Genomic DNA, 21,507 nt, shown 5'->3' with positions numbered 1-21,507 from the left:
GATGATTTTCCCGATGCGATATAGATTCAATTATCGCATAATGTTCTCATTCGAACCACGTCAGCGCCACATTTAGATTCCAGTTCGCGACTGTCTTTCTCAGCGACAACTGTGGGACACCCCGTTAACAACTAGTGGATCTGGCATGACTTTCAAGACCCGTATGGCTATGCTCGCCGTTGCGGCAACCGGTCTTCTCGCGACCACCGCAATCGAGGCTTCAGCACAGCAATGCGGCGGTGCCTCCTGGTACGCCCTCACTTCCCGTACGGCTTCGGGTGAACGTATGAACCCGGCCGGCCTGACCGCAGCACACCGCACCCTGCCGCTTGGCAGCAAGGTCAAGGTTACCAATCAGAGAAACGGCAAGTCACTCGTCGTGCGCATCAACGATCGCGGCCCGTTCATCAAGGGACGCGTCCTCGACCTGTCGAAGGGTGCCGCGGGCCGCCTTGGCTTCATCGGCGCGGGACACACCAAGGTCTGCTTTACGCCGCTTTGATTTCGGCGACATTTCGTCCGACTGCTGGATATGGAGCATTTCCGATCTAAGTTCGATCGTTAGAAATGCTCCATCGAATTGTTTTCGGCATTTCCTTGCCCCAAAACCGGTTCCCACTTTTGGGTGACATGCCTATTTCCGGTCCAGCCGGTCGGTGAACCAGCGGGTCAGCTTGATCCAGACCTCGTCCTTTTCGGCGGCATCCTCGATCCCGTGTTCAAGATTGGGATTGTCGTTGACCTCGATCACCACCACGCCATCGTCCGTTTCCTTCAGATCGACGCCATAGAGTCCGTCGCCGATGCAGCGTGCCGCGCGTAGTCCGGTTTCCAGAACCGATGGCGGCGCATCGCCCAGCGCATAGGAACGAAACCCGCCTTCCAGAGGCTTGCCGCCCGTATCGTGCTTGACGATCTGCCAATGGTTCTTGGCCATCATGTACTGGCAGATGAAAAGCGGCTTTCCGTCGAGAACGCCAACACGCCAGTCGAACTTCGTCGGCATGTATTTCTGCGCCAGCAGGAGGTCACTGTCCTCCAGCCATAAAGTGGCGAGCGCTTTCAGTTCGGCAAAATCCTTCACCTTCTTCACGCCGCGCGAAAATGACGAATCCGGTATCTTGATGACCATCGGAAAGCCGAGCATATCGGCGGCGCGCTCCAGATCCTCCTCACCCGCAATCATCACCGTCGGCGGAACCGCCACGTCGTTCGCCTGCATCAGTTCGTGCAGATAAACCTTGTTGGTGCAGCGGATCATGGAAATCGGATCGTCGATGACTGGCATGTTTTCCTGTTGCGCCCGCCGGGCGAAACGGTAGGTGTGATTGGAGATCGATGTCGTCTCACGGATGAACAGTGCGTCATAGTTGGCAAGCCGCGGCAGATCGCGCTTGCCGATCGGTTCCACTTCCACCCCGAGCCGGGCTGCGATTCTTGCCCAATGCTTCAGCGTTGAAACGGTCGAGGGCGGCATAGCTTCCTTCGGATCGCACAGCGTTGCGAAGGAATAGCGCGCTGGCACCTTTGGGCGCGCGGCGCGCCACTCACGCTGGGTATAGCGATCAAGCGCGTCCTCGAAGCGTTCCTTCTGTGCTTTGGTAAACTTGGTGATATTCGCAAAGCCGATCTTCTGGATTCGCGCCCATTCACCCGGCTTGACCGTGACTTCCAGCGACGGCGCGCGAAACCAGTCGAAGAGCAGCCGTCCGAACCGTTCAAATTCGGGATTGTCGGCAAGACCGAAATGCACGTGGATTGTTTCGGGCGCCCTTTCCGGATGCTTGCCGAGCGCCTTGTTCAGCATGTCTTCGAGTTCGGGAATAGCGTTTTCATAAAGTCGCCGTTCCGACAGATCGATCATCGTTTCCACAGAGGGGATGATGCGATGCCCCCGCGCTTCAGCCAGAAGCGAAGCGTAATAGCCACGGCTTTGATAGGCGTAGGAGCGCGACAGGTTGATGATGCGCGGGCGCAGCTGCCCGTTGAAGAGAGCGGGATGCGCGAGATAGTCACGCGTGGTCATGACCTTGTGCGGCGTCGCCCCATTGTCGATATCCGAGAGGCGCCCTACCAGAATGACGCAGATCGTCATCAATCCGTCCTTTTTTCCAGAATAACGGCCGCCCTGAGCCCATCACTGCCGAACCGTGCGATGCGGTCGAAAATGTGGAAGGGAACAGGGACATTTGCAGCATCGGCAATGGTTTCGCCGAGTTCTTCCTCCACCCAGGGGTCATGAATGAGAATATGCCGCCCATCTTCGCCATGGGCGAGCACCCAGTGCGGCACTTTCTTGCCGAACATATGATAACCGCTGATCAGCACGATCACTGCCGCCCCACGGCGCAAGGCAGCCAGAATGTCGTGCAGCGTGAAACCGCGATAATCCACCGGAATTGCATAGGCTTCTGTACGCTGGCGGAAATCGGTCTGCGCCAGTTGCATCACCTTGCGCTTTTCTTCCGAACGCACCGATTGCAGGAAAAGCATGTCCTCGATGGAAACGATGATCGATGCTTTCAGACCACGCTCATGCGCGGCGACGGCAAGCCCGAAAGGTTCGCAACCGCCCGGCCCCGACATCATATAGATCGTCGTCGCATCGCGCCAAAGGCGGACTTCCAGCACGGGGTCGAGCTGCGTCTCCCGATTGTGCCGGGCAAGCACCATCATCAGGCAGGCCGCTCCGCAGGTAAAATCAGTCGTCTGCTCGTAATAGGGAAAGGCTGTGATGGGCGAAACATCACCGCGAACCGTCTTTTCGAAACGCAGCGCATCCGAATGGTCAGCGTAGTAATCGAGATAGCGTCCAATGGGGCGGTAGCCATGCCGCTTGTAAAGCGCGATGGCGCGTTCATTATCCTCGCGCACTTCCAGCCGCAGCAACGGACGGTCGTGGTCGTAAGCTGCCGTTTCCGCCGCCTGCAACAGAAGAGAGCCGACGCCCTTGACCTTGGCCTCCGGGTCGACGGCTATCGAGTAAAGTCGCGCAAGCGCGGTGCCATGACGGAAAAGAATCATCGCATAGCCGATGACCGCGCCATCCATTGTTGCAACAATGGTTTCTGCGGTTGGTCGTGCGATGAGGGCGCGAAATGAACGGCGAGAAATCCGGTCTGCCTCGAAACAGCGCTCCTCGATGCGCAGGAGCGCATCTATGTCGTCTGCCGTGGCCTTGCGCGTCGTTGCGCCTGTCATCTTTTGGCCTTTGCAAAGGGATCGTTACGATCCGGTCGGCACCAACATTGGCTTATTCGAGGCAAAAGACAAGCGCCCGGACCGTGGCAAAATTATGAGTGATTTTTACCGCCTGATCGGTTCCGCTCAGCCGCTAAATTCAATCAATAATTGCAATTTTTGGCGCCACCCGCGTTAACCATTAATTAAGAAGTCCGGCGACCCCAAGATGAACTGAATTGACTCCAGAGTATTTCAGACATTAACGTTTCGTTAACAAATGAGTAACTGGCGAGAGCCAAAGGGCGTTGAGTATGTTTTGCGTTGTTCGCTCGACCACAAAGATTATGGCAGTCGCCGGTTTTGCAGTTTCGCTGCTGATGACAAGCTTTGGTGCACAAGCCGCCTCCGGCGACTTCATGCAGACCGGCAAGCTGACCTCGCAGCCGATTGGACATTATGAATTCTGCAAGCGCGAAGCCAAGGAATGCGGCATCACCAGTCGCGACACCCGCGCACTGCAGCTCAACCATTCTAACTGGCAGCGCATCGTCGAGATCAATCTTTCGGTCAATGAACGTATCAAGCCGATGACCGACATGGAAATCTATGGCGTCGAGGAATACTGGGCTTACCCGACGACCGTTGGTGACTGCGAAGATTACGTCCTGCTGAAGCAGCGTGAATTGCAGAAGGCCGGCATTCCGATCACGGATCTTCTGATCACTGTCGTTCGCAAGCCGGACGGCGAAGGTCATGCAGTCCTCACCGTTCGCACGGATCGCGGTGATTTCGTTCTCGACAATCTGACCGATGAAGTTATGCGCTGGAACGAGACCGATTATACTTATCTGAAGCGTCAGGCAGCCAACGATACCGGTCGCTGGGTCACCATCGAAGGCCCGGACAATCTCCTCGTCGGTTCGGTACGCTGACACAAAACCTTCCCCATATGTTTTTGAAAACGTCCCGGAATGTGCTATTCATTCCGGGTCTAAAAAGGAGAGGTCGGTGCGGTTAGCCCGATCCCCGTTGTAAAGCGGGTCCTGGCCTTCGCAATTGTTTTCATTTCGGCAAATGCGTTGAGTCCCTTGACCTTACACTCCGATGCAATGGTGCATTGGAGAACAAAAGGTCTTGGTTATGAAACAGCAGATCTCCGTCATTACAATTGGTATCGCCGACCTCGAGTGCTCACGTCGTTTTTACACGCAGGGCTTCGGCTGGGTGCCTGTTTTCGAGAATGAAGAAATCATCTTCTATCAGATGAACGGTTTCGTTCTCGGAACCTTCCTGAAAGCTTCGCTCGAAACCGATATGAACCGCAAAGGCCTCCAGCAGCCCGGCGCATTTTCTCTTGCACATAATGTGGAACTGGAAACGGATGTCGCGCCACTGATGGACCGGTTGGTTGGGGCTGGTGGCAAGCTGGTGCGTTCGGCTGACGCGCCGAGCCATGGTGGTTTTCGCGGCTATGTCGCCGATCCTGACGATCACGCCTGGGAAATTGCATGGAACCCAGCCTGGGCCATCGATGAGAATGGCCTTGTAACGTTCGGAATATGAACTCAATGGGTTGGCAACAGGGCGCGAAATGCGCCCTGTTGTTTACAATGATACGGCTATTTGGGGCGCGCATGACGAAAATCTACTTTATCTCGCATCCGGAAGTCGTGATCGATCCCGCAAAGCCTGTTCCGTCGTGGAACCTGTCGGAGCGCGGAATTGAACGGATGCGCTCCTTTGCCAGCCAGCCGGAACTGCAATCGATCACATCAATCTGGTCCAGCACGGAAGCAAAGGCAATTGAAGCTGCTGAAATTCTGGCGGATATTTTAAGAGTCAGTCCGTTGACCGACAGCCGCTTTAACGAGATCGACCGAAGCGCCACTGGCTTCCTGCCCGCCGAACAACACGAGACTGTAGCCGACCAGTTCTTTTCCGCACCCGAAGCAAGTATTCACGGCTGGGAGCGGGCCATCGATGTGCAACAACGCATCGTGGAAGGTTTTGAAGCGGTAAAGCGGCTTGGAAATTCTGACGATATCGCTATCGTCGGCCACGGTGGTGCCGGTACGCTGCTGCTCTGCTTTCTGGCCGGACGTCCAATCAGCCGCCAGTATGATCAGCCCTTTCAGGGCCATTACTGGTGTTATTCTTGCGAAGACCGGTCCGTCCTCCATCACTGGAAGCCGATAGCGCCACGCTGAAATTTCCTCGTCGTACTGTCTAAGCTACATAGCAGTTCCGCAGACTGACCATTTGCGTTATTCTCCGATTCTGGCTGCTTCCAAGCCTCCCCCCTCCGTTCGGGAAAGCATTTTTCATGCAGGAAGATGAAATCATCGAACCAACTGTTCGGGCACATGCACAAGGAGGGACTGCAATGACAGCTCGTCACAGGAGGTTTATCGATGCGGTTATCGTCCCCTATCTATCACCTGAAGCGGCTTGCCAGGCGTTTGGCAAATGATGCTGATATTCCACTTCATGAAGCGCTTGATCGCGTTGCCGCGCAGGAGGGTTACAGAAGCTGGAGCCTGCTCGTTGACAACACATCCGCTCCCGTTTCTGCTCGCGAAATCTATGGCTATCTCAAGTCCGGCAGCATGGTGCTGATTGGCGCCAGACCGGGCCATGGGAAAACCCTGTTGAGTCTTGATATAATGATTGAGGCCATGCGAGATGGCAATTACGGCCTTTTCTTTTCGCTTGAATACACTGAGACGGATATCGCCGGACGCTTCAAGGCACTCGGCGTCGATCGCGATAACTTCCGGCATCTATTCCGTTTCGATTGCTCGGATGCCATCTGCGCGGATTATATGATCGCCAAACTCGACGCTGCTTCGGCTGGAACCGTCGTGATCGTCGATTATCTGCAGATTCTCGATCAGAAGCGGGAAAAACCCGACCTGTCGACCCAGATTGCGGCGCTCAGGTCATTTGCTTCAAAGCGAAGGCTCACCATTCTGTGTATATCGCAAATCGACCGTTCCTTTGATCCAGCGGCAAAGCCGTGCCCAGGGATCGAGGATGTTCGGCTTCCCAACCCGCTTGATCTCACATTGTTCGATACATGCCTCTTTCTCAACAATGGCGAGATTCGCGTGCAATCGCGTGATCGGATGACGACGCTTGAAAACGTGACGTCGTAGAAGATGTTCAGGCTGCGGAAACCAGCCTTTCCGCACCCATGCGATAGGATATGGCGCTGGCCAAATGAATGCGACCGACTTTGTCGCTCCCGTTCAGATCGGCCAGCGTCCGGGCGACCTTCAGAATGCGATGATAAGCGCGGGCAGAAAAACGCATCTGCTCGCTTGCGTCACGCAAAAGCTTGAGGCCTGCCGCATCCGGCTCAGCAACCTGTTCGATCAGTTTGGCCGAGCAATAGGCATTGGTCAGGGACGGTTCCAGACCGAGCGCTGAATAACGCTGGGTCTGAATCGCACGAGCACGGGAGACGCGTTGTGCGACCGTCTCGCTCGTTTCCGACCGAGATGGTTTGATGAGATCGAAAGCAGAGACCGCAGGCATATCCACCCGCAAGTCTATACGGTCGAGGAGCGGGCCTGAAATACGCGCCTGATAATCGGCCTGACAACGTGGGCCCCGCGCGCAGACATGACCGGGTTCGCCCGCCATACCGCAACGGCAGGGATTCATGGCGGCGATCAGTTGAAAGCGCGCCGGATAGCTGGTGCGATGATTGACGCGTGCAATGAGACATTCGCCGGTTTCGAGTGGCTGGCGCAGAGAATCCAGCACCTGTGGCGAGAATTCCGGAAACTCGTCCAGAAACAACACGCCGTTATGCGCAAGCGATACCTCGCCCGGACGCGCACGCAGTCCACCGCCGACCATTGCCGCCATTGACGCCGAATGATGCGGCGCACGAAAAGGGCGACGATCCGATAATTTTCCACCGGAAAGCTCTCCCGCGATCGAGGCAATCATCGATACATCCAGCAATTCGCGAGGAGAAAGACGAGGCAAGATGGATGGCAATCGTTGGGCAAGCATGGACTTGCCTGATCCCGGCGGTCCGACGAGAAGCAAATTGTGATTGCCCGCAGCGGCGATTTCAAGCGCTCGCTTGGCAGTCTCCTGCCCCTTGATATCAGCAAGATCGAGTTCCGTTTCACCGGAAAGCCGCATGGATGGTTCCGGTCGGGTCAGAACCTGCGTGCCGCGAAAATGGTTGGCAAGGGCGATGAGACTGCGCGGAGCCAGAATATCGATATCGGCACCCGCCCACGCTGCCTCTGGCCCGCAAGCATAAGGGCAGATAAGTCCTTTCTCATCCCGGTTCGCACCGATTGCAGCAGGCAGGACGCCTGCCACCGGTGTTATCGAACCGTCGAGCGACAATTCACCCAGAACGAGATAGGACTGTATTGCATCCGCCGGAATGGCACCGATTGCCGCCATAAGCCCGACAGCAATGGGCAAGTCATAATGCGACCCTTCTTTCGGCAGGTCGGCAGGTGCCAGATTAACCGTCACCCGTTTGGTCGGCATGGAAAGGCCCGAGGCGTGCAACGCCGCTTGCACACGCTCCCGGCTTTCTGCCACGGCTTTGTCCGGCAAGCCGACAATGGACATGCCCATCTTGCCCGGCGCGACCATCACCTGCACGTCGACAGGCACAGCCTCTATGCCTTGAAAAGCAACTGTTCCAACCCGCGCGACCATGTGCCCCCGCTCGCCACGCACCACATCTCTTAAGTGAGTAAAGACTCAAATACAACTTAGAGAGTTAAGCACGAGCGAGCGGTAAACTCAAGAACGTTAAGAGAACAAATTAACGCTTGGCTTCTACCGCATCCCAGAACAGGGCCGCGATATTAGTCCCGTCGAAACGCTGGATTTCGCGGATACCAGTTGGAGAGGTAACGTTGATTTCGGTCATGTAGTCGCCGATCACATCAATGCCGACCAGAATGAAACCACGTTCTTTCAGTGACGGGCCAATGCGCTCGCAAATCTCGCGTTCACGTGGCGTTAGCTTGCTCTGTTCCGCACGCCCGCCGACATGCATGTTGGAACGGGCATCGGTTTCCGACGGCACGCGATTGATTGCGCCGACAGGTTCACCATCAATCAGGATGATGCGCTTGTCGCCGGCGCGTACGTCCTTCAGATAACGTTGTGCAATGAACGGCTCCTTGAAGAGCTGACCGAACATTTCCAGAAGCGAGGTCAGGTTGCGGTCACCATCGGCCAGATGGAAGACGCCCGCACCACCATTACCATAAAGCGGCTTCAAAATGATGTCGCCGAACTCGCGACGGAAATCCATGACTTCCTGCGGGTCCTTGGTGATGAGCGTTTCCGGCATCAGGTCGGGAAACTCTGTCACAAAGATTTTTTCGGGACTGTTGCGCACCCATGCCGGATCGTTGACAACCAGTGTTTTCGGGTGAATCCGCTCCAGAAGATGGGTGGTGGTAATATAGTTCATGTCGAAGGGCGGGTCCTGACGCAGAAGCACCACATCCATTTCCGACAGGTCGCGGCGGATCGGCTCACCCAGCGTATAGTGATCGCCCTTGACGTCGCGCACTTCCATCTTTTCCAAGCGGGCAGAAACGACGCCATCGCGCATCGAAAGCCGGTCTGGCGTATAATGGTAAAGCTCATGACCGCGCTTCTGCGCCTCGAGCGAAAGGGCGAATGTGGTATCGCCCGCAATGTTCACCGTGCTGATATGGTCCATCTGGACCGCGACTTTGAGAGCCATGATTTCCTCGCGATTCGAAGTTGCGGGAAATCTAAAACGGAATGACTGGGCAACATAGTCCTTTCTCTCAATCCGTTCTCGGGTGTCTGTTGTGCACTTACAATGCTTGAAGTTGAACTGGATCAGCTTTCATCCGTTGATTATGTTGGATGCAATCGCTTCGGGCGTCTCGGGAGGAAAAAGTGACCGTCGTAAAAACTACCCTGTTTGCCGACCATGTAGCAGAACTAGGCGAAGGCCCCGGCTATGATCCACTGAGCGGAAATGTCTGGTGGTTCGATATTCTCGGCCAGAAACTGATCGAGAAGAACTGGGACAGCGGCGAAATTCACGTCCATGCGCTCGGCATGAAGGCCAGCGCCCTCGCCGTTATCGACCGTGACCGGCAGCTGATCGTCAGTGAGCATGGGCTGTTCATTCGCGAGCGCGCCAATGGGCGATTGACTCTTCATCATCCACTTGAAGCCGAGAATGACGTCACCCGTTCCAACGATGCGCGTGTGCATCCATCAGGATCGTTCTGGATCGGCACGATGGGCAAAAAAGCCGAGACCGATGCAGGCTCGATCTGGTGGTATCGCGAAGGCCAGGTGAAAAAGCTTTTCTCCGGTATCACGATCACCAACTCAATCTGCTTTTCTTCCGATGGAAAGATCGCCTATTTCGCCGACACGGATCGCAACATCATCTGGCGGGTCGATACAGACCCTGAGACAGGATTACCGATATCCGACAAAAGCGTCTTCCACCACCGGGCCGAAGAAGGCGGCGTCGATGGCTCGGTCGTTGATGCGGAAGGCACGCTGTGGAATGCCTGTTGGGGCGGCAGTTCGCTCAATGCCTATTCACCGCAAGGCCGCCTGATCCGCTCGATTTCACTGCCGGTCCGCCAACCATCATGCCCTGCTTTTGTCGGACCGGATGCGACGGTGATGATCGTAACCAGCGCCAATGAAGGCCTCGATGAAGAGGCTCGCCGTTCCGATCCCCATGCCGGAAAGGTTCTGCTGCTCGATCTGACGCTTGCCGGACGGCACGATCCGCCAGTCCGGCTCTAAACAGCAAATAAAAAAGAGCCCCTGCGGGCCCTTTGATTTTAGAGCATAATCCGACCGAAGTGAAACGAGGATCGATAAGATTATGCTTAAAATATAATAGGCTAGAGTTCCGATCAGATCCTATCTGATCGGAACTCTAAACGCCTTCGACGATGACGATTTCACCATCCGCAACCGTCTGGCGGATCGCCTTCGCCGCCTGATATTCCGGCGAATTATAGCAATCGAGCGCGTGCTGCATGGTTTCGAATTCGATGATCACGTTGCGGGCGCGACCTTGTCCCTCAACTGCATCAGCCGTGCCGCCACGAGCGATGAAATTTGCACCATAACGTTCAAATGCCGGTTTCGCCGTTGAAACATAATCCTTGTATCGCTCGGAATCACGGACATCCACACGGGCAATCCAGTAGGCTTTAGTCATGCTGCTTCCTCCACTAGCTCGTAATCTTTTCCACCGCATTATCCCGCGCAAAACCGCTTCGCACTTTCGCTGGAAATGCTCTAGGCAACGGAACGCATTTCATCGAGAATGGCAAGGGCCGCCGCTTTGCGATCAACCGCGCCGACAATCGGACGGGCAACGACCAGATGGCTGGCTCCGGCCTTCAAGGCATCTGCAGGGGTCATGACCCGTTTCTGGTCACCTTTTTCCGAACCGGCGAGACGAATGCCCGGCGTGACGATGGCCATATCCGGGCCGACCGCCTGACGGATGGCTGCCGCTTCGACCGCGGAAGCAACAATGCCGCCCATACCAGCCTCACGCGCCTGAACGGCGCGTTTCAGCACCAGCGTTTCGGCATCGTCAGAATAACCTGCTTCCCGCAGATCGGCATTGTCCATTGAGGTTAAAACCGTCACGCCCAAGAGGCAGAGGTCCGATCCCTTGGCGGCTTCCACCGCTGCCCGCATCGCTTTCGGATAGGCATGCAGCGTGAGCATGGAAACACCCATCTTCGCGACATTCTCAACACCCTTCGCGATGGTGTTGTCGATATCAAGCAGCTTCATGTCGAGGAAGACTTTCTTCTTCGCCGCCACAAGGCTTTTTGCGAAATCGAGACCACCCGCAAAAACCAGCTGATACCCGATCTTGTAGAAGGAAACAGTGTCGCCCAGCTCTTCGACCGCCTTCTCAGCATCGGCGATGGTCGGCACGTCGAGGCCCACGATCAAGCGCCCCGATGCTTCCCCGGGCGCTTGATCGCGCAAATCTGTCGTCGTCATGAGAGTCTCCGTGGTGATTTTTATTCTCTTCGCACAACAGGACCCGTTACGAAAGAGACGGAATCAGCTTTTCGCTTCTTCCACCCGTGCGATGAGGCTGCGGCAGACAGCGGAGAGCATTCTCGCGCTGCGTTCTTCTTTCAGCGTACCATCGTCATTGAACGCCACCGATGCATGACCGACCGAGCATTGCTCGGTGACAATCTGTACGCCGACATTCATCAGAACGGCGCGCAGGTGGTAGAGTCCACGCATACCGGCAAACATACCGTCGGAGCTGGAACAGAGGCCGACAGTCAGACCGGCATAAGGCCTGAACGGCCTGTCTCCGTCCCTTGAAATGCGACTGACCCAATCGATGGTGTTTTTCAGAAGCGGCGGGATCGATGCATTATATTCCGGCGAGCAGATCATCAGACCGTCCTGTTCCGCAAACAGGCGACCGAGCCGCATGGCGTTCTCGGGAACGCCATGCTCGTTTTCCAGATTCTGATCCATGATCGGCAGCGGATAGTCGGCAAGCGTGATGCGCGTGACCTGCGCACCTTGCGCCCGTAATTCTTTCTCGGCGGCATCTGCCATATGGCCGGAAAAAGCGCCGATGCGAACTGAACCCGCGAAGACGAGAATACGTGCAGTCATGAAAAGCCTCGTGCGAAACTAGTGGATTGAATTTGACGTTTGAATCCCGACTGAATGAGATGCTGTTTCAAACGTCAAATTCGAAAAATCCACTAGATACATAAAGTTACTAGTGGTCTTTGCGATTCCGACATTTGCTCGGCGCTTGTATCAGAGGGACGCAAATGTCGGAATCAGACCACTAGACCAAAGGGCTGCGATAAACCCAAAGCTGCGCCGGTGGCACATTGCGCACCACAAAATCATAGTGCTGAACGGTATAATTGCCGCGACCGGCTGGAACCGGTGGCAAGGGACCATAGGTGATCTGCATCAGAGGCCGTCCGTGTGGAATGCGCGAAAGCAGGCTTTCCACGAGCTGGATGCGCTTGTCCATCGGGAAATTGAGCATCGGCACAGCAGAGATGATGCAGTCGAATTTCTGGTCTTTCTTCTCACCCAACGCGCTATCGAGATCGAAGGCATCGCCCTGAATGATGTTGACCTCCGGAAAGATCGTATTCAAGTGATCCACGAAGTCCTGCGAATATTCGATGGAATAGAGGTCGGCAGGTTTCACGCCCTGTTTCAAGATCGCCTTGGTAATCACGCCCGTGCCCGGTCCGAGTTCCAGAACCGGAAGGCCGGAACCGGTATCGATGACGCTCGCCATACGGCGCGCGGTAATGGAACTCGTCGGCAAAATAGCGCCGACCGCTTTCGGCCCGTCTATCCATCCCTTGAAAAAACGGATCTCCTCATCGAACTTAGCGGCCAGTTTCCTGCCGAGCTGTCCTGCCATTCTTGCTGCTCCCATTGTCGTTATTGGACAAGTTTATGCCGCTTTGAATTCCCTAAGCAAGGCGTGAATAAGGAAAAGAACAAAAAAGGGAGCCAAAAAGCTCCCTTTATTATTCACCGATACCTTCAAAGAATTCTTTCATCCTTGAGAAGAACCCCGCTGATTTCGGGCTGTTCTCTTGCGAGGAAAGTTTTTCGAACTCTTCCAGCAGTTCACGCTGGCGTTTGGACAGGTTCTGCGGCGTCTCAATGTCGATCTGTATATAAAGATCGCCAACGGCGGCCTGACGCAGAACCGGCATGCCCTTGCCCTTGAGGCGGAACTGCTTGCCGTTCTGTGTGCCGTCCGGAACCTTGACCCGCGTCTGCGTGCCATCCAGCGTCGAGACTTCGAACTGACCACCAAGGGCTGCCGTCGTCATCGAGATCGGCACCTTGCAATAGAGGTCGGAGCCGTCACGCTGGAAGAACTCGTGCGGTTTGACCGAAAGGAAAATGTAGAGATCACCTGAAGGGCCACCGCGCATGCCAGCTTCGCCTTCACCGGACAGGCGGATACGGGTGCCATCCTCGATACCTGCCGGAATATTGACCGACAGCGAACGTTCCTGCGTGACGCGACCCTGGCCATGGCACTTGCCGCAAGGATCCTTGATTATCTGTCCGCGACCGTTACAGGTCGGGCAGGTGCGCTCCACCGAGAAGAAGCCCTGGGCAGCGCGAACGCGGCCCGAACCGGAACACATGGTACAGGTGGTCGGCTGGGAGCCGGCCTTTGCGCCGGAGCCGGAGCATTCGTCGCAGGTGATGGATGTCGGAACGCGAATCTGCGCGGTCTTGCCCGCATAGGCTTCCTCCAGCGTCACTTCCATATTGTAGCGAAGATCGGCGCCGCGTTCGCGTCCGCCATTGGAGCGACGACGACCGCCACCCATCATCTCGCCAAAAATGTCTTCGAAGATATCGGCAAAACCGCCAGAGCCACCAAAACCGTTGCCGAAACCGCCGCCCATGCCACCATTTTCAAAGGCTGCGTGGCCGAACCGGTCATAAGCGGCACGCTTCTGCGGATCCTTCAGCGTTTCGTAAGCTTCGCCGATTTCCTTGAACTTGCGTTCAGCTTCCGGATTGTTCGGATTGCGATCCGGATGGTACTCCATCGCGAGCTTGCGAAAGGCGGTTTTCAGCACCTTATCGTCTGCCGTTCTTTCAACACCCAGAGCTTCGTAGTAGTCGATCTTCATCAGTTCGTTATCCCGGCGGCAGGAACGCGCCTTTTGCTTTCACGGACATCGTATCCCGAAACCGGTCCCCAGATTCGTGCGACACGCCCCAAAGCGTTCAACACTTGTCAGGGGCCAGCGTTTCCAATTGTTCATCTATCGAAGCGCCTTCCGACTCAATGCGTCAGAGCAGCACTCCGGGTTTCAGCGTCAACACCACTTTGCCCGAAACCGTCTCATGCTTTTCAAGATGTATGCAGGCCAGCGCGATTTTTCAAATAGAGGCTGATCTGCCTGATATTTCCATCGGTACTTTCTACCGATACCAGCCAATATGCAGGCTTATACAAAACCTGCGAATATGAACATCTCGAAAATTGGCAAAAGCCCGGGGCAGAGCCCCGGGCTTGAGCGTATAGAGCCTGAAATTACGACTTCTTCTTGTCGTCGTCGATTTCTTCGTAATCGGCGTCGACAACATCGTCGTTCGAAGCAGCTTCTTCGCTACCGCCGGCAGAACCGGTTTCAGCAGCCTGAGCGGCCTCATACATGGCCTGACCAAGCTTCATGGAAGCTTCGGCGAGCGTCTGCGTCTTCGCCTTGATGTCCTCGGCATCGTCGCCTTCAAGCGAAGTCTTGAGGCTTGCGAGAGCATCCTCAATGGCCTTCTTGTCATCAGCCGAAACCTTGTCACCATATTCGCTCAGCGACTTTTCGGTCGAATGAACGAGGCTTTCGCCCTGGTTCTTGGCTTCCACGGCATCGCGGCGCTTCTTGTCCGCTTCGGCATTCGCCTCGGCGTCCTTGACCATCTTTTCGATGTCGGCATCACTCAGACCACCGGATGCCTGAATGCGGATCTGATGCTCCTTGCCCGTGCCCTTGTCCTTGGCCGTCACGTTGACGATACCGTTGGCGTCGATGTCGAAGGTCACTTCGATCTGCGGCACGCCACGCGGTGCGGGCGGAATGCCGACGAGGTCGAACTGGCCGAGCATCTTGTTGTCGGCAGCCATTTCACGCTCGCCCTGGAAGACGCGGATCGTCACGGCCGACTGGTTGTCTTCGGCGGTGGAGAAGGTCTGCGACTTCTTGGTCGGGATCGTGGTGTTGCGTTCGATCAGACGGGTGAACACACCGCCCAGCGTTTCGATACCCAGCGAAAGCGGGGTCACGTCGAGCAGCAGAACGTCCTTGACGTCGCCCTGCAGAACGCCTGCCTGAATTGCCGCGCCCATGGCGACGACTTCATCAGGATTAACGCCCTTGTGCGGCTCCTTGCCGAAGAAGGCCTTCACGACTTCCTGAATCTTCGGCATGCGGGTCATGCCGCCGACCAGAATCACTTCGTCGATTTCGCCAGCCTTCAGACCGGCATCCTTCAGCGCTGCCTTGCAAGGCTCGATGGTGCGCTGAACGAGATCGTCGACCAGGCTTTCGAACTTGGCGCGCGACAGCTTGATGGCAAGATGCTTCGGACCGGTCTGGTCGGCCGTGATGAACGGCAGATTGACTTCGGTCTGCTGCGCGGACGACAGTTCGATCTTGGCTTTTTCGGCAGCTTCCTTGAGGCGCTGCAGAGCGAGCTTGTCGTTCTTGAGGTCGATGCCGCTTTCCTTCTTGAACTCGGCCACGAGGTATTCGACCAGACGCATGTCAAAGTCTTCACCGCCGAGGAAGGTGTCGCCATTGGTCGACTTCACTTCAAAGACGCCGTCACCGATCTCGAGGATCGACACGTCGAAGGTACCGCCGCCAAGGTCATAAACAGCAATGGTCTTGCCTTCGTTCTTGTCCAGACCGTAAGCGAGCGCAGCAGCCGTCGGCTCGTTGATGATACGCAGCACTTCAAGACCAGCGATCTTGCCGGCATCCTTGGTTGCCTGGCGCTGAGCGTCGTTGAAGTAGGCCGGGACGGTGATAACCGCCTGCGTAACCGTTTCGCCGAGATAAGACTCAGCAGTTTCCTTCATCTTCTGAAGGATCATCGCAGAAACCTGCGACGGGGAATATTTCTTGCCGTGGACTTCAACCCAGGCATCGCCATTGTCGCCCTTGACGATCTGGTATGGGACAAGGTCCTTGTCCTTGGTAACCATCGGGTCGTCAAAGCGGCGGCCGATCAGGCGCTTGACCGCAAAAATGGTACCTTCCGGATTGGTGACGGCCTGACGCTTGGCAGGCTGGCCGATAAGACGTTCGTCACTATCCGTGAATGCAACGATCGAAGGGGTTGTACGCGCACCTTCGGCATTTTCGATGACCTTCGCGTTTTTGCCGTCCATGACGGATACGCAGGAGTTGGTCGTTCCCAGATCGATACCAATTACTTTAGCCATATTTCTCTCCATTCAGCAAACCGCCAAGACCTCTACCGAGCGTTCCATGGGCGGTTCCTATCGGTTTCACAATGCGCTTTTCACGATGCTTGTCCAGATACCGGACCGGTTTCCAGACGCACATCAATGCCCTGTGCGAGGCGTATATAAGAAACGCGGTTTTTTACTGCAAGTCACAACAGCCAAGCTGAGGCAGATTCCGCACCCGGAAATACTGACAGGGACCTATCGACGTACAAAATAGGGGTCGCCGCTGCACTACATAGTGCGCGCCGACCATCATACCATAGCCGATTTGCCGTCTTTTGCCGCTCGGTAGATCGCATCGATGAATTTCTGGTTCGCCTTCGAGTTTTCAAGCGAGAAAAGCCGCGCATCCTTATCGCCACGCGCAGCACGCACAAAACTCTCGGCCTGAAGCTGATAATGATTGGCGTCACCGAACGACCATTCCGTCGCCTTCGTGTGACCGGCATCGAAAAGCGCGATGCTGCCATGACCATATTTGCCGGTATTGAACGGCGCATAGACTTCGATGAAGCCCTTGTCGCCGTGGAAGACCATCGTCTGTCGAGCGCCAAGTTGCGTGGCGACATAGAAGGTCAGGTCAAAACCGTCGAAACGCGCCGAAACATTGGCATAACGGTCGGTGCCGAAGGCCGGATCATATTCGACCGACGCCTGAACCGACACCGGTTCCTGACCGGTAACCATACGGGTTACCACAGTCGGATAGACGCCAATATCCGGCAGGGCGCCGCCGCCCAGTTCCGGCTGGTTACGCATATTGCCCGGATCGACATTGAAATAGGAAAAAGCGCCCTGCACATGGCGGAGCCTGCCGATAGCGCCTTCGGCCAGAAGTTCCTGCAGCTTGATCCACTGCGGATGGTAATAGACCATGAAGGCTTCAGCCATCGTAACCTTGTGCTTGTCACGCGCGGCAATAAGCTGGTCGATATCGTCGGCCTTGAGTGCAATCGGCTTTTCGCAAAGGACATGCTTGCCTGCTTCAGCCGCCTTGAGACTCCATTCGATGTGCTGCGAGGTCGGCAGCGGTATATAGACGCCGTCGATAGCGTCGCTGGCCAAAAGTTCTTCATAGGAACCGAATGCCAGCGGTGCACCGAAACGGTCGGCGACGGCGCGTGCCCGCGACAGGTCGCGGCTTGCAATGGCATGAACAACGCCATTTTCGGACGCGCAAAGCGCTGGAATTACCTGCGTGACGCCAATCTTGGCAGTTGAAAGGATACCCCAACGAAACATGCTGTTCCCTCTTTCATTCAAAGCAAGAACCGGGCTCATTCCGGCGTGTCCCAGTCCTGAACTCTCAGTTCCGGCCAGAATTTCAGCGCGCGGGTTGCCTTGATCTCATGCGTTTCGCGGTTATCGATGGCACGATTGGGCCGAATGCGAAATGAAAAAATATCATCAAAGCCGAATGGAGCGTGGATGAGCAGCCCATCCTCCGTCGCCTCGCCCTCTTTTGCCAGCCGCGCACCCACACAATGGGCAATCGTCGAATAGCGTTCTATCGATTCGGTCGCAGAGCGAAGCGATGCATAGGGCTGTCCAAAGCGCTTTTCGAACCACAGATGCACCCGCGCCTGATTGCGAATCTGCACCGGAAGCGGAAAGCCGCGGAAGACGTCAGCCCCGCGGGTGATAACCGCATCCTCTGCTTCCCAGGAAAGATCGCTGCCGTCGAAATAGATAATATCGAGATCCTTGATCCCATGCAGAGCCTGTCGCCTAGTCAGTCGATTCCAGATGGTGTTGTAGAGGGCACCGGAGACGAGCCAGAATTTGGATGATTCCCCGCCGAGTTCATGCAGCCGATGCAGCGCATCCGTCAGCAGCGGGCTTTCCAGAATCATCTGTGAAAAGATATCCCGCTGCCGTGCGAGTGGCAGACCGGCATGACGCAAATGGTTCGACGTTGCCTTCATTGACCGCTCCCCGACCCATGGCGATAAAAGTCGATGAATGCGCGCAAGGCCGGGCGCATCTGGCGGCGGCTTGGATAATAGAGATAAAGCCCGGCGAAAGGCTGGCACCAGTCTTCCAGGACCCGGACAAGACGTCCATTCGCCAATGCATCGTGAACATAGGCTTCGAACAGATAAGCAAGCCCCGTACCGTTCAGGGCTGCTTCCAGAATAACCCTATCGTCATTGACAATCAGAGGTCCCTCAATGGCTATTTCCTGCACTTCGCCCGCTTTTTCGAACTCCCAGCGATAGGTTCGCCCGCTCGGAAAACGATGGCGGATACATGCGTGCTGCAAAAGATCGCGCGGTTCGACGGGAGCTGAACGGTTATCGAAATAATTCGGTGCCGCGACGATTGCCGCACGCACATTGCCGGTCAACCGCGTTGCAATCATATCCGCTTCGAGGCTCTCACCGAGACGCACGCCTGCGTCGAAGCCAGCCGCTACGATATCGGTGAAGCCATTTTCCACCCGCAGATCGAGTGTAATGTCGGGATAAGCTCTGGCGAATTCGCCCAGACGCGGAGCGATGACAAGTTGCGCCGCCACATAGGGCGCTGTGATGCGCAGCACCCCGGACGGTCGATCCCGCGAATCGACGGCGGCACCCAAAGCCGCATTGATCTCCTCAAGCGCCGGTGCCAGCCTCTCCAGCAATTGCCGCCCGGCCTCCGTCGGGGCGACGCTGCGTGTTGTGCGTGCAAGAAGACGCACGCCCAGACTGTCCTCCAGTGTTGCCACCGCATGGCTGACGGCCGAGGGCGCAATCGCCAGTTCCCGCGCAGCGCCACGGAAACTTCCATGCGCGGCAACGGCGGCTAGAACGGCAAGCTGTGACAGTTGACTTCGATTCATTGTTACAAATTACAGAACAAGCCGTGAAAATAAATCGGTATTATCGAACTGATCACCCTGTTTTATGGTTCGCAACATGGTCCCGGGCTTGGGCGCAGGCAGCTTGAAGGCGCGTCCACCCAGAATCTCCTCCCGATCCTCCCGCACAATTTTCAGTACTTTCAATCAGCCATTCGAAAGGAACTACGATGCAACAGCGCAAACTCGGCCAGCAATTGAGCGTTTCCGCCCTTGGTTTCGGCTGCATGGGAATGACACACGCCTATGGGGGGCAGGACGAACAGGATGCAATCCGCACGCTGCACCGCGCCGTCGACGTTGGCGTGACATTTTTCGATACTGCGGAGGTCTATGGCCCGTTCGAGAATGAGAAACTCGTCGGCAAGGCGCTCAAGCCATTCCGTGAACGGGTGACGATTGCAACGAAGTTCGGCTTCAAGATCGAAGACGGCCAGATGAAGGGTGTCGATAGCCGTCCTGAACATATTCGCGACGTAGCCGAGGCCTCCCTGAAGCGGCTTGGCATCGATGTGATCGATCTGTTCTACCAGCACCGCGTCGATCCATCCGTACCGATCGAAGATGTGGTTGGCACTTTGAAAGACCTGATCGATGAGGGAAAGATACGCGCCATCGGTCTTTCGGAAGCAGGTAGCACCACCTTGCGCCGCGCGCATGCGGTCCATCCCATCGCCGCGTTGCAAAGCGAGTATTCGCTATGGGCACGCGATCCGGAAGACAATGTGCTGCCAGTCTGCCGTGAACTTGGTATCGGTTTCGTACCCTATAGCCCGCTTGGGCGCGGTATGCTGACCGGCACGTTGCGTTCACAGTCCGATCTCGCCGAAGACGACTTCCGCAAGACCCTGCCGCGTTTCCAGCCGGGCAATCTGGAAGCCAACAATCGGCAGGTGGATCGTATCGTCGAGATCGCACAGGAAAAGCAGGTCACGCCCGCACAGCTGGCGCTGGCATGGGTACTGAGCCGGGGCGATTTCATCGTGCCGATCCCCGGTGTCCGCAAGATCCATCATCTGGAAGACAATGTGAAAGCCGTGGACATCACACTGACACCACAGGATTTGCAGCGTCTGGATGAGGTATCCGCACCCGACCTGATCGCAGGCAAGCGTTACAACGAACAGCAGCTTGCTTTGACCGGTCTTTGATAAATGCTCCAAATAAAAGGGGAGCCCGTCGGGCTCCCTTTTTTACATCCTGCGCAGAGCTGGCGGTGCAAGCGTCAGAAGCCCGGCCAGTGTCATGGCAAAGCCGACCCATAGAGGTGCATGCAGGCCATAGCCTGCCTCCATTGCCTGTCCACCAACCCACGGCCCAAGCCCGAGACCGATATTGATGACCGATGCATGCATGGCGTTCACCAGCGCGCCCGGATGCGCGATCCGCATCACCCTCGCGATAAAGGCAGGATTAAGTGCTATGCCCGTCAGGCCGATCATCACGATGGCAAGGATCGTAGCCAGTTTCAGCTCGGCGAAAAGCGCGAAAATCAGCATGGCCGACAGCATCAACACAAGACCGATGGCGATAGTCGGAATCGTGTGACGGTCGGCAAAGCGACCGGTGACATAGTTGCCGACGATATTGGCGCCGCCATAGACGGCAAGCAAAAATGGCACCTGCATTGCGGAGAAGCCGGCAAGCTCCACCGTGATCGGTGACAGATAGCTGTAGACCGCGAAAGACGAACCAATGACGAGCGCGCTCGTGGCATAGGCGGCCCAGAGTTTCGGCTTGCGCATTTCCTTCAGTTCAGAGCGCAGATCGGCCTGCGGCGTATCGGGCGACGACTCAATCTTGATTGCGATGACAAGCGCGCATACCAGAATCAGGACCACAATGGCCCAGAAGCTCGCCCGCCAGCCGAACGCATTGGTGATCGCCGTCGCTATCGGCACGCCGAAGACGGTGCAGAGCATGAGGCCGGCAAAGACCAGCGATGAAGCTCGCCCGCGCAGTTCCGGTCCGACGAGCTGTGCCGTAATGGCAAGCATCAGCCCGAAGCTCGTTGCCGCCGCCATACCGGTCAAAACACGGGCGATCAGCAGAATTTGGAAGCTGCTTGTGGACGCGGCCACGCTTTGCGCCGCCGCATAAAATACAAGCAGAATCAGAAGTCCCCGCTTGTTCTCGATCTTCAACGCCAGAAACAGGATCGTGACCAGCGGTCCGCCGATCATCATGCCAAGCGCATAAAGCGAAATGAGATTGCCGATATCGGCGATGGAACGGTCGAACGCCACCTGAAGTGAAGGCAGCATGCCCGAGATCATGAGTTCGGAAGTCGTGAGCGCGAACACGCCTAAGCTGAGGCAATAGACAACCAGCGGGATCGCTCGCGCCTTTTGCGAAGACGCAGAAACCTCTTCCGCCGCAAGGGCGGATTCGCACGTATCGTTCATGGGACGAATCCTAATTATATAGTGTAGACTACATA

General features: G+C 56.2%; 21 protein-coding genes. 7 read left to right on the top strand and 14 right to left on the bottom strand.

Going from position 1 to position 21,507, the window contains the following annotated elements; genetic code table 11:
- Positions 1-145: 145 nt before the first annotated feature.
- Positions 146-502, top strand: a complete 357-nt coding sequence (locus KWJ32_RS05945) for a septal ring lytic transglycosylase RlpA family protein (protein ID WP_010657747.1) — start codon at positions 146-148, stop codon at positions 500-502.
- Between the two features lie 132 nt (positions 503-634).
- On the opposite strand, the gene KWJ32_RS05940 is transcribed toward KWJ32_RS05945, so the two are convergent.
- Entirely contained in the window at positions 635-2,095 is a 1,461-nt protein-coding gene (locus KWJ32_RS05940; RefSeq protein ID WP_012091014.1) for a RimK family alpha-L-glutamate ligase, read from the bottom strand.
- Positions 2,095-3,201: a GNAT family N-acetyltransferase/peptidase C39 family protein gene (locus KWJ32_RS05935; protein WP_012091015.1), complete on the bottom strand. Its 1,107-nt coding sequence runs from the start codon at positions 3,199-3,201 to the stop codon at positions 2,095-2,097. Before KWJ32_RS05935 ends, KWJ32_RS05940 begins: the two co-directional genes overlap by 1 nt.
- 293 nt (positions 3,202-3,494) lie before the next feature.
- On the opposite strand from KWJ32_RS05935, the gene KWJ32_RS05930 reads away from it, so the two are divergent.
- The 4 genes from KWJ32_RS05930 (at position 3,495) to KWJ32_RS05915 (ending at position 6,338) form a co-directional block, all read left to right on the top strand.
- Positions 3,495-4,115, top strand: coding sequence for a transglutaminase-like cysteine peptidase (locus KWJ32_RS05930; protein ID WP_012091016.1), 621 nt, complete (start codon positions 3,495-3,497; stop codon positions 4,113-4,115).
- A 208-nt stretch (positions 4,116-4,323) separates the two neighbouring features.
- On the top strand, positions 4,324-4,746 hold the full coding sequence (locus KWJ32_RS05925) for a VOC family protein (RefSeq protein ID WP_012091017.1): 423 nt from the start codon (positions 4,324-4,326) through the stop codon (positions 4,744-4,746).
- Positions 4,747-4,817: 71 nt separating this feature from the next.
- Complete coding sequence (locus KWJ32_RS05920; protein ID WP_012091018.1) at positions 4,818-5,390, top strand: histidine phosphatase family protein; 573 nt, start codon at positions 4,818-4,820, stop codon at positions 5,388-5,390.
- Between the two features lie 204 nt (positions 5,391-5,594).
- On the top strand, positions 5,595-6,338 hold the full coding sequence (locus tag KWJ32_RS05915; protein WP_012091019.1) for a DNA helicase: 744 nt from the start codon (positions 5,595-5,597) through the stop codon (positions 6,336-6,338).
- Between the two features lie 7 nt (positions 6,339-6,345).
- Here KWJ32_RS05915 and KWJ32_RS05910 read toward each other — a convergent pair whose 3' ends face one another.
- Both KWJ32_RS05910 and gshB read right to left on the bottom strand, forming a co-directional pair.
- A complete protein-coding gene (locus KWJ32_RS05910; protein ID WP_012091020.1) occupies positions 6,346-7,878 on the bottom strand; it encodes a YifB family Mg chelatase-like AAA ATPase in 1,533 nt (510 codons plus the stop codon).
- A 109-nt stretch (positions 7,879-7,987) separates the two neighbouring features.
- A complete protein-coding gene (gene gshB / locus KWJ32_RS05905; protein WP_012091021.1) occupies positions 7,988-8,926 on the bottom strand; it encodes a glutathione synthase in 939 nt (312 codons plus the stop codon).
- A 182-nt stretch (positions 8,927-9,108) separates the two neighbouring features.
- Here gshB and KWJ32_RS05900 point away from each other — a divergent pair, with 182 nt between their 5' ends.
- Positions 9,109-9,984, top strand: coding sequence for an SMP-30/gluconolactonase/LRE family protein (locus KWJ32_RS05900; protein WP_040129062.1), 876 nt, complete (start codon positions 9,109-9,111; stop codon positions 9,982-9,984).
- A gap of 136 nt (positions 9,985-10,120) precedes the next feature.
- Here KWJ32_RS05900 and KWJ32_RS05895 read toward each other — a convergent pair whose 3' ends face one another.
- The 9 genes from KWJ32_RS05895 to KWJ32_RS05855 all read right to left on the bottom strand — a co-directional run bounded on the left by KWJ32_RS05895 (position 10,121) and on the right by KWJ32_RS05855 (position 19,049).
- A complete protein-coding gene (locus tag KWJ32_RS05895; RefSeq protein ID WP_012091023.1) occupies positions 10,121-10,408 on the bottom strand; it encodes a DUF1330 domain-containing protein in 288 nt (95 codons plus the stop codon).
- Positions 10,409-10,488: 80 nt separating this feature from the next.
- Entirely contained in the window at positions 10,489-11,214 is a 726-nt protein-coding gene (gene pyrF / locus KWJ32_RS05890; protein WP_012091024.1) for an orotidine-5'-phosphate decarboxylase, read from the bottom strand.
- 63 nt (positions 11,215-11,277) lie between these two features.
- Complete coding sequence (locus tag KWJ32_RS05885; RefSeq protein ID WP_010657714.1) at positions 11,278-11,856, bottom strand: NAD(P)H-dependent oxidoreductase; 579 nt, start codon at positions 11,854-11,856, stop codon at positions 11,278-11,280.
- A 181-nt stretch (positions 11,857-12,037) separates the two neighbouring features.
- A complete protein-coding gene (gene pmtA / locus KWJ32_RS05880; protein ID WP_010657713.1) occupies positions 12,038-12,637 on the bottom strand; it encodes a phospholipid N-methyltransferase PmtA in 600 nt (199 codons plus the stop codon).
- Positions 12,638-12,746: 109 nt separating this feature from the next.
- A complete protein-coding gene (gene dnaJ / locus KWJ32_RS05875; RefSeq protein ID WP_012091025.1) occupies positions 12,747-13,880 on the bottom strand; it encodes a molecular chaperone DnaJ in 1,134 nt (377 codons plus the stop codon).
- A 407-nt stretch (positions 13,881-14,287) separates the two neighbouring features.
- Positions 14,288-16,198 (bottom strand): molecular chaperone DnaK, encoded by a 1,911-nt coding sequence (gene dnaK / locus KWJ32_RS05870; protein WP_010657711.1) that lies wholly within the window; start codon positions 16,196-16,198, stop codon positions 14,288-14,290.
- A 279-nt stretch (positions 16,199-16,477) separates the two neighbouring features.
- On the bottom strand, positions 16,478-17,467 hold the full coding sequence (locus KWJ32_RS05865; protein ID WP_040130034.1) for a Gfo/Idh/MocA family oxidoreductase: 990 nt from the start codon (positions 17,465-17,467) through the stop codon (positions 16,478-16,480).
- A gap of 35 nt (positions 17,468-17,502) precedes the next feature.
- A complete protein-coding gene (locus KWJ32_RS05860; protein ID WP_012091027.1) occupies positions 17,503-18,150 on the bottom strand; it encodes a nucleotidyltransferase family protein in 648 nt (215 codons plus the stop codon).
- Positions 18,147-19,049 carry a LysR family transcriptional regulator gene (locus KWJ32_RS05855; RefSeq protein ID WP_012091028.1) on the bottom strand — a complete coding sequence of 301 codons (903 nt, stop codon included), beginning with the start codon at positions 19,047-19,049 and terminating at the stop codon, positions 18,147-18,149. The genes KWJ32_RS05860 and KWJ32_RS05855 overlap by 4 nt, the downstream gene beginning before the upstream one ends.
- Positions 19,050-19,237: 188 nt before the next feature.
- On the opposite strand from KWJ32_RS05855, the gene KWJ32_RS05850 reads away from it, so the two are divergent.
- Positions 19,238-20,218 carry an aldo/keto reductase gene (locus tag KWJ32_RS05850; protein WP_012091029.1) on the top strand — a complete coding sequence of 327 codons (981 nt, stop codon included), beginning with the start codon at positions 19,238-19,240 and terminating at the stop codon, positions 20,216-20,218.
- Positions 20,219-20,260: 42 nt separating this feature from the next.
- Here KWJ32_RS05850 and KWJ32_RS05845 read toward each other — a convergent pair whose 3' ends face one another.
- A complete protein-coding gene (locus KWJ32_RS05845) occupies positions 20,261-21,472 on the bottom strand; it encodes an MFS transporter (RefSeq protein WP_012091030.1) in 1,212 nt (403 codons plus the stop codon).
- Positions 21,473-21,507 lie beyond the last annotated feature (35 nt).

This window comes from Ochrobactrum sp. BTU2 (assembly GCF_024539785.1).
In the GTDB taxonomy this organism is placed as follows: Bacteria; Pseudomonadota; Alphaproteobacteria; order Rhizobiales; family Rhizobiaceae; genus Brucella; species Brucella anthropi.
Note: the sequence above shows the minus strand (reverse complement) of the source record. Positions and strands in the feature narration are given on the sequence as shown.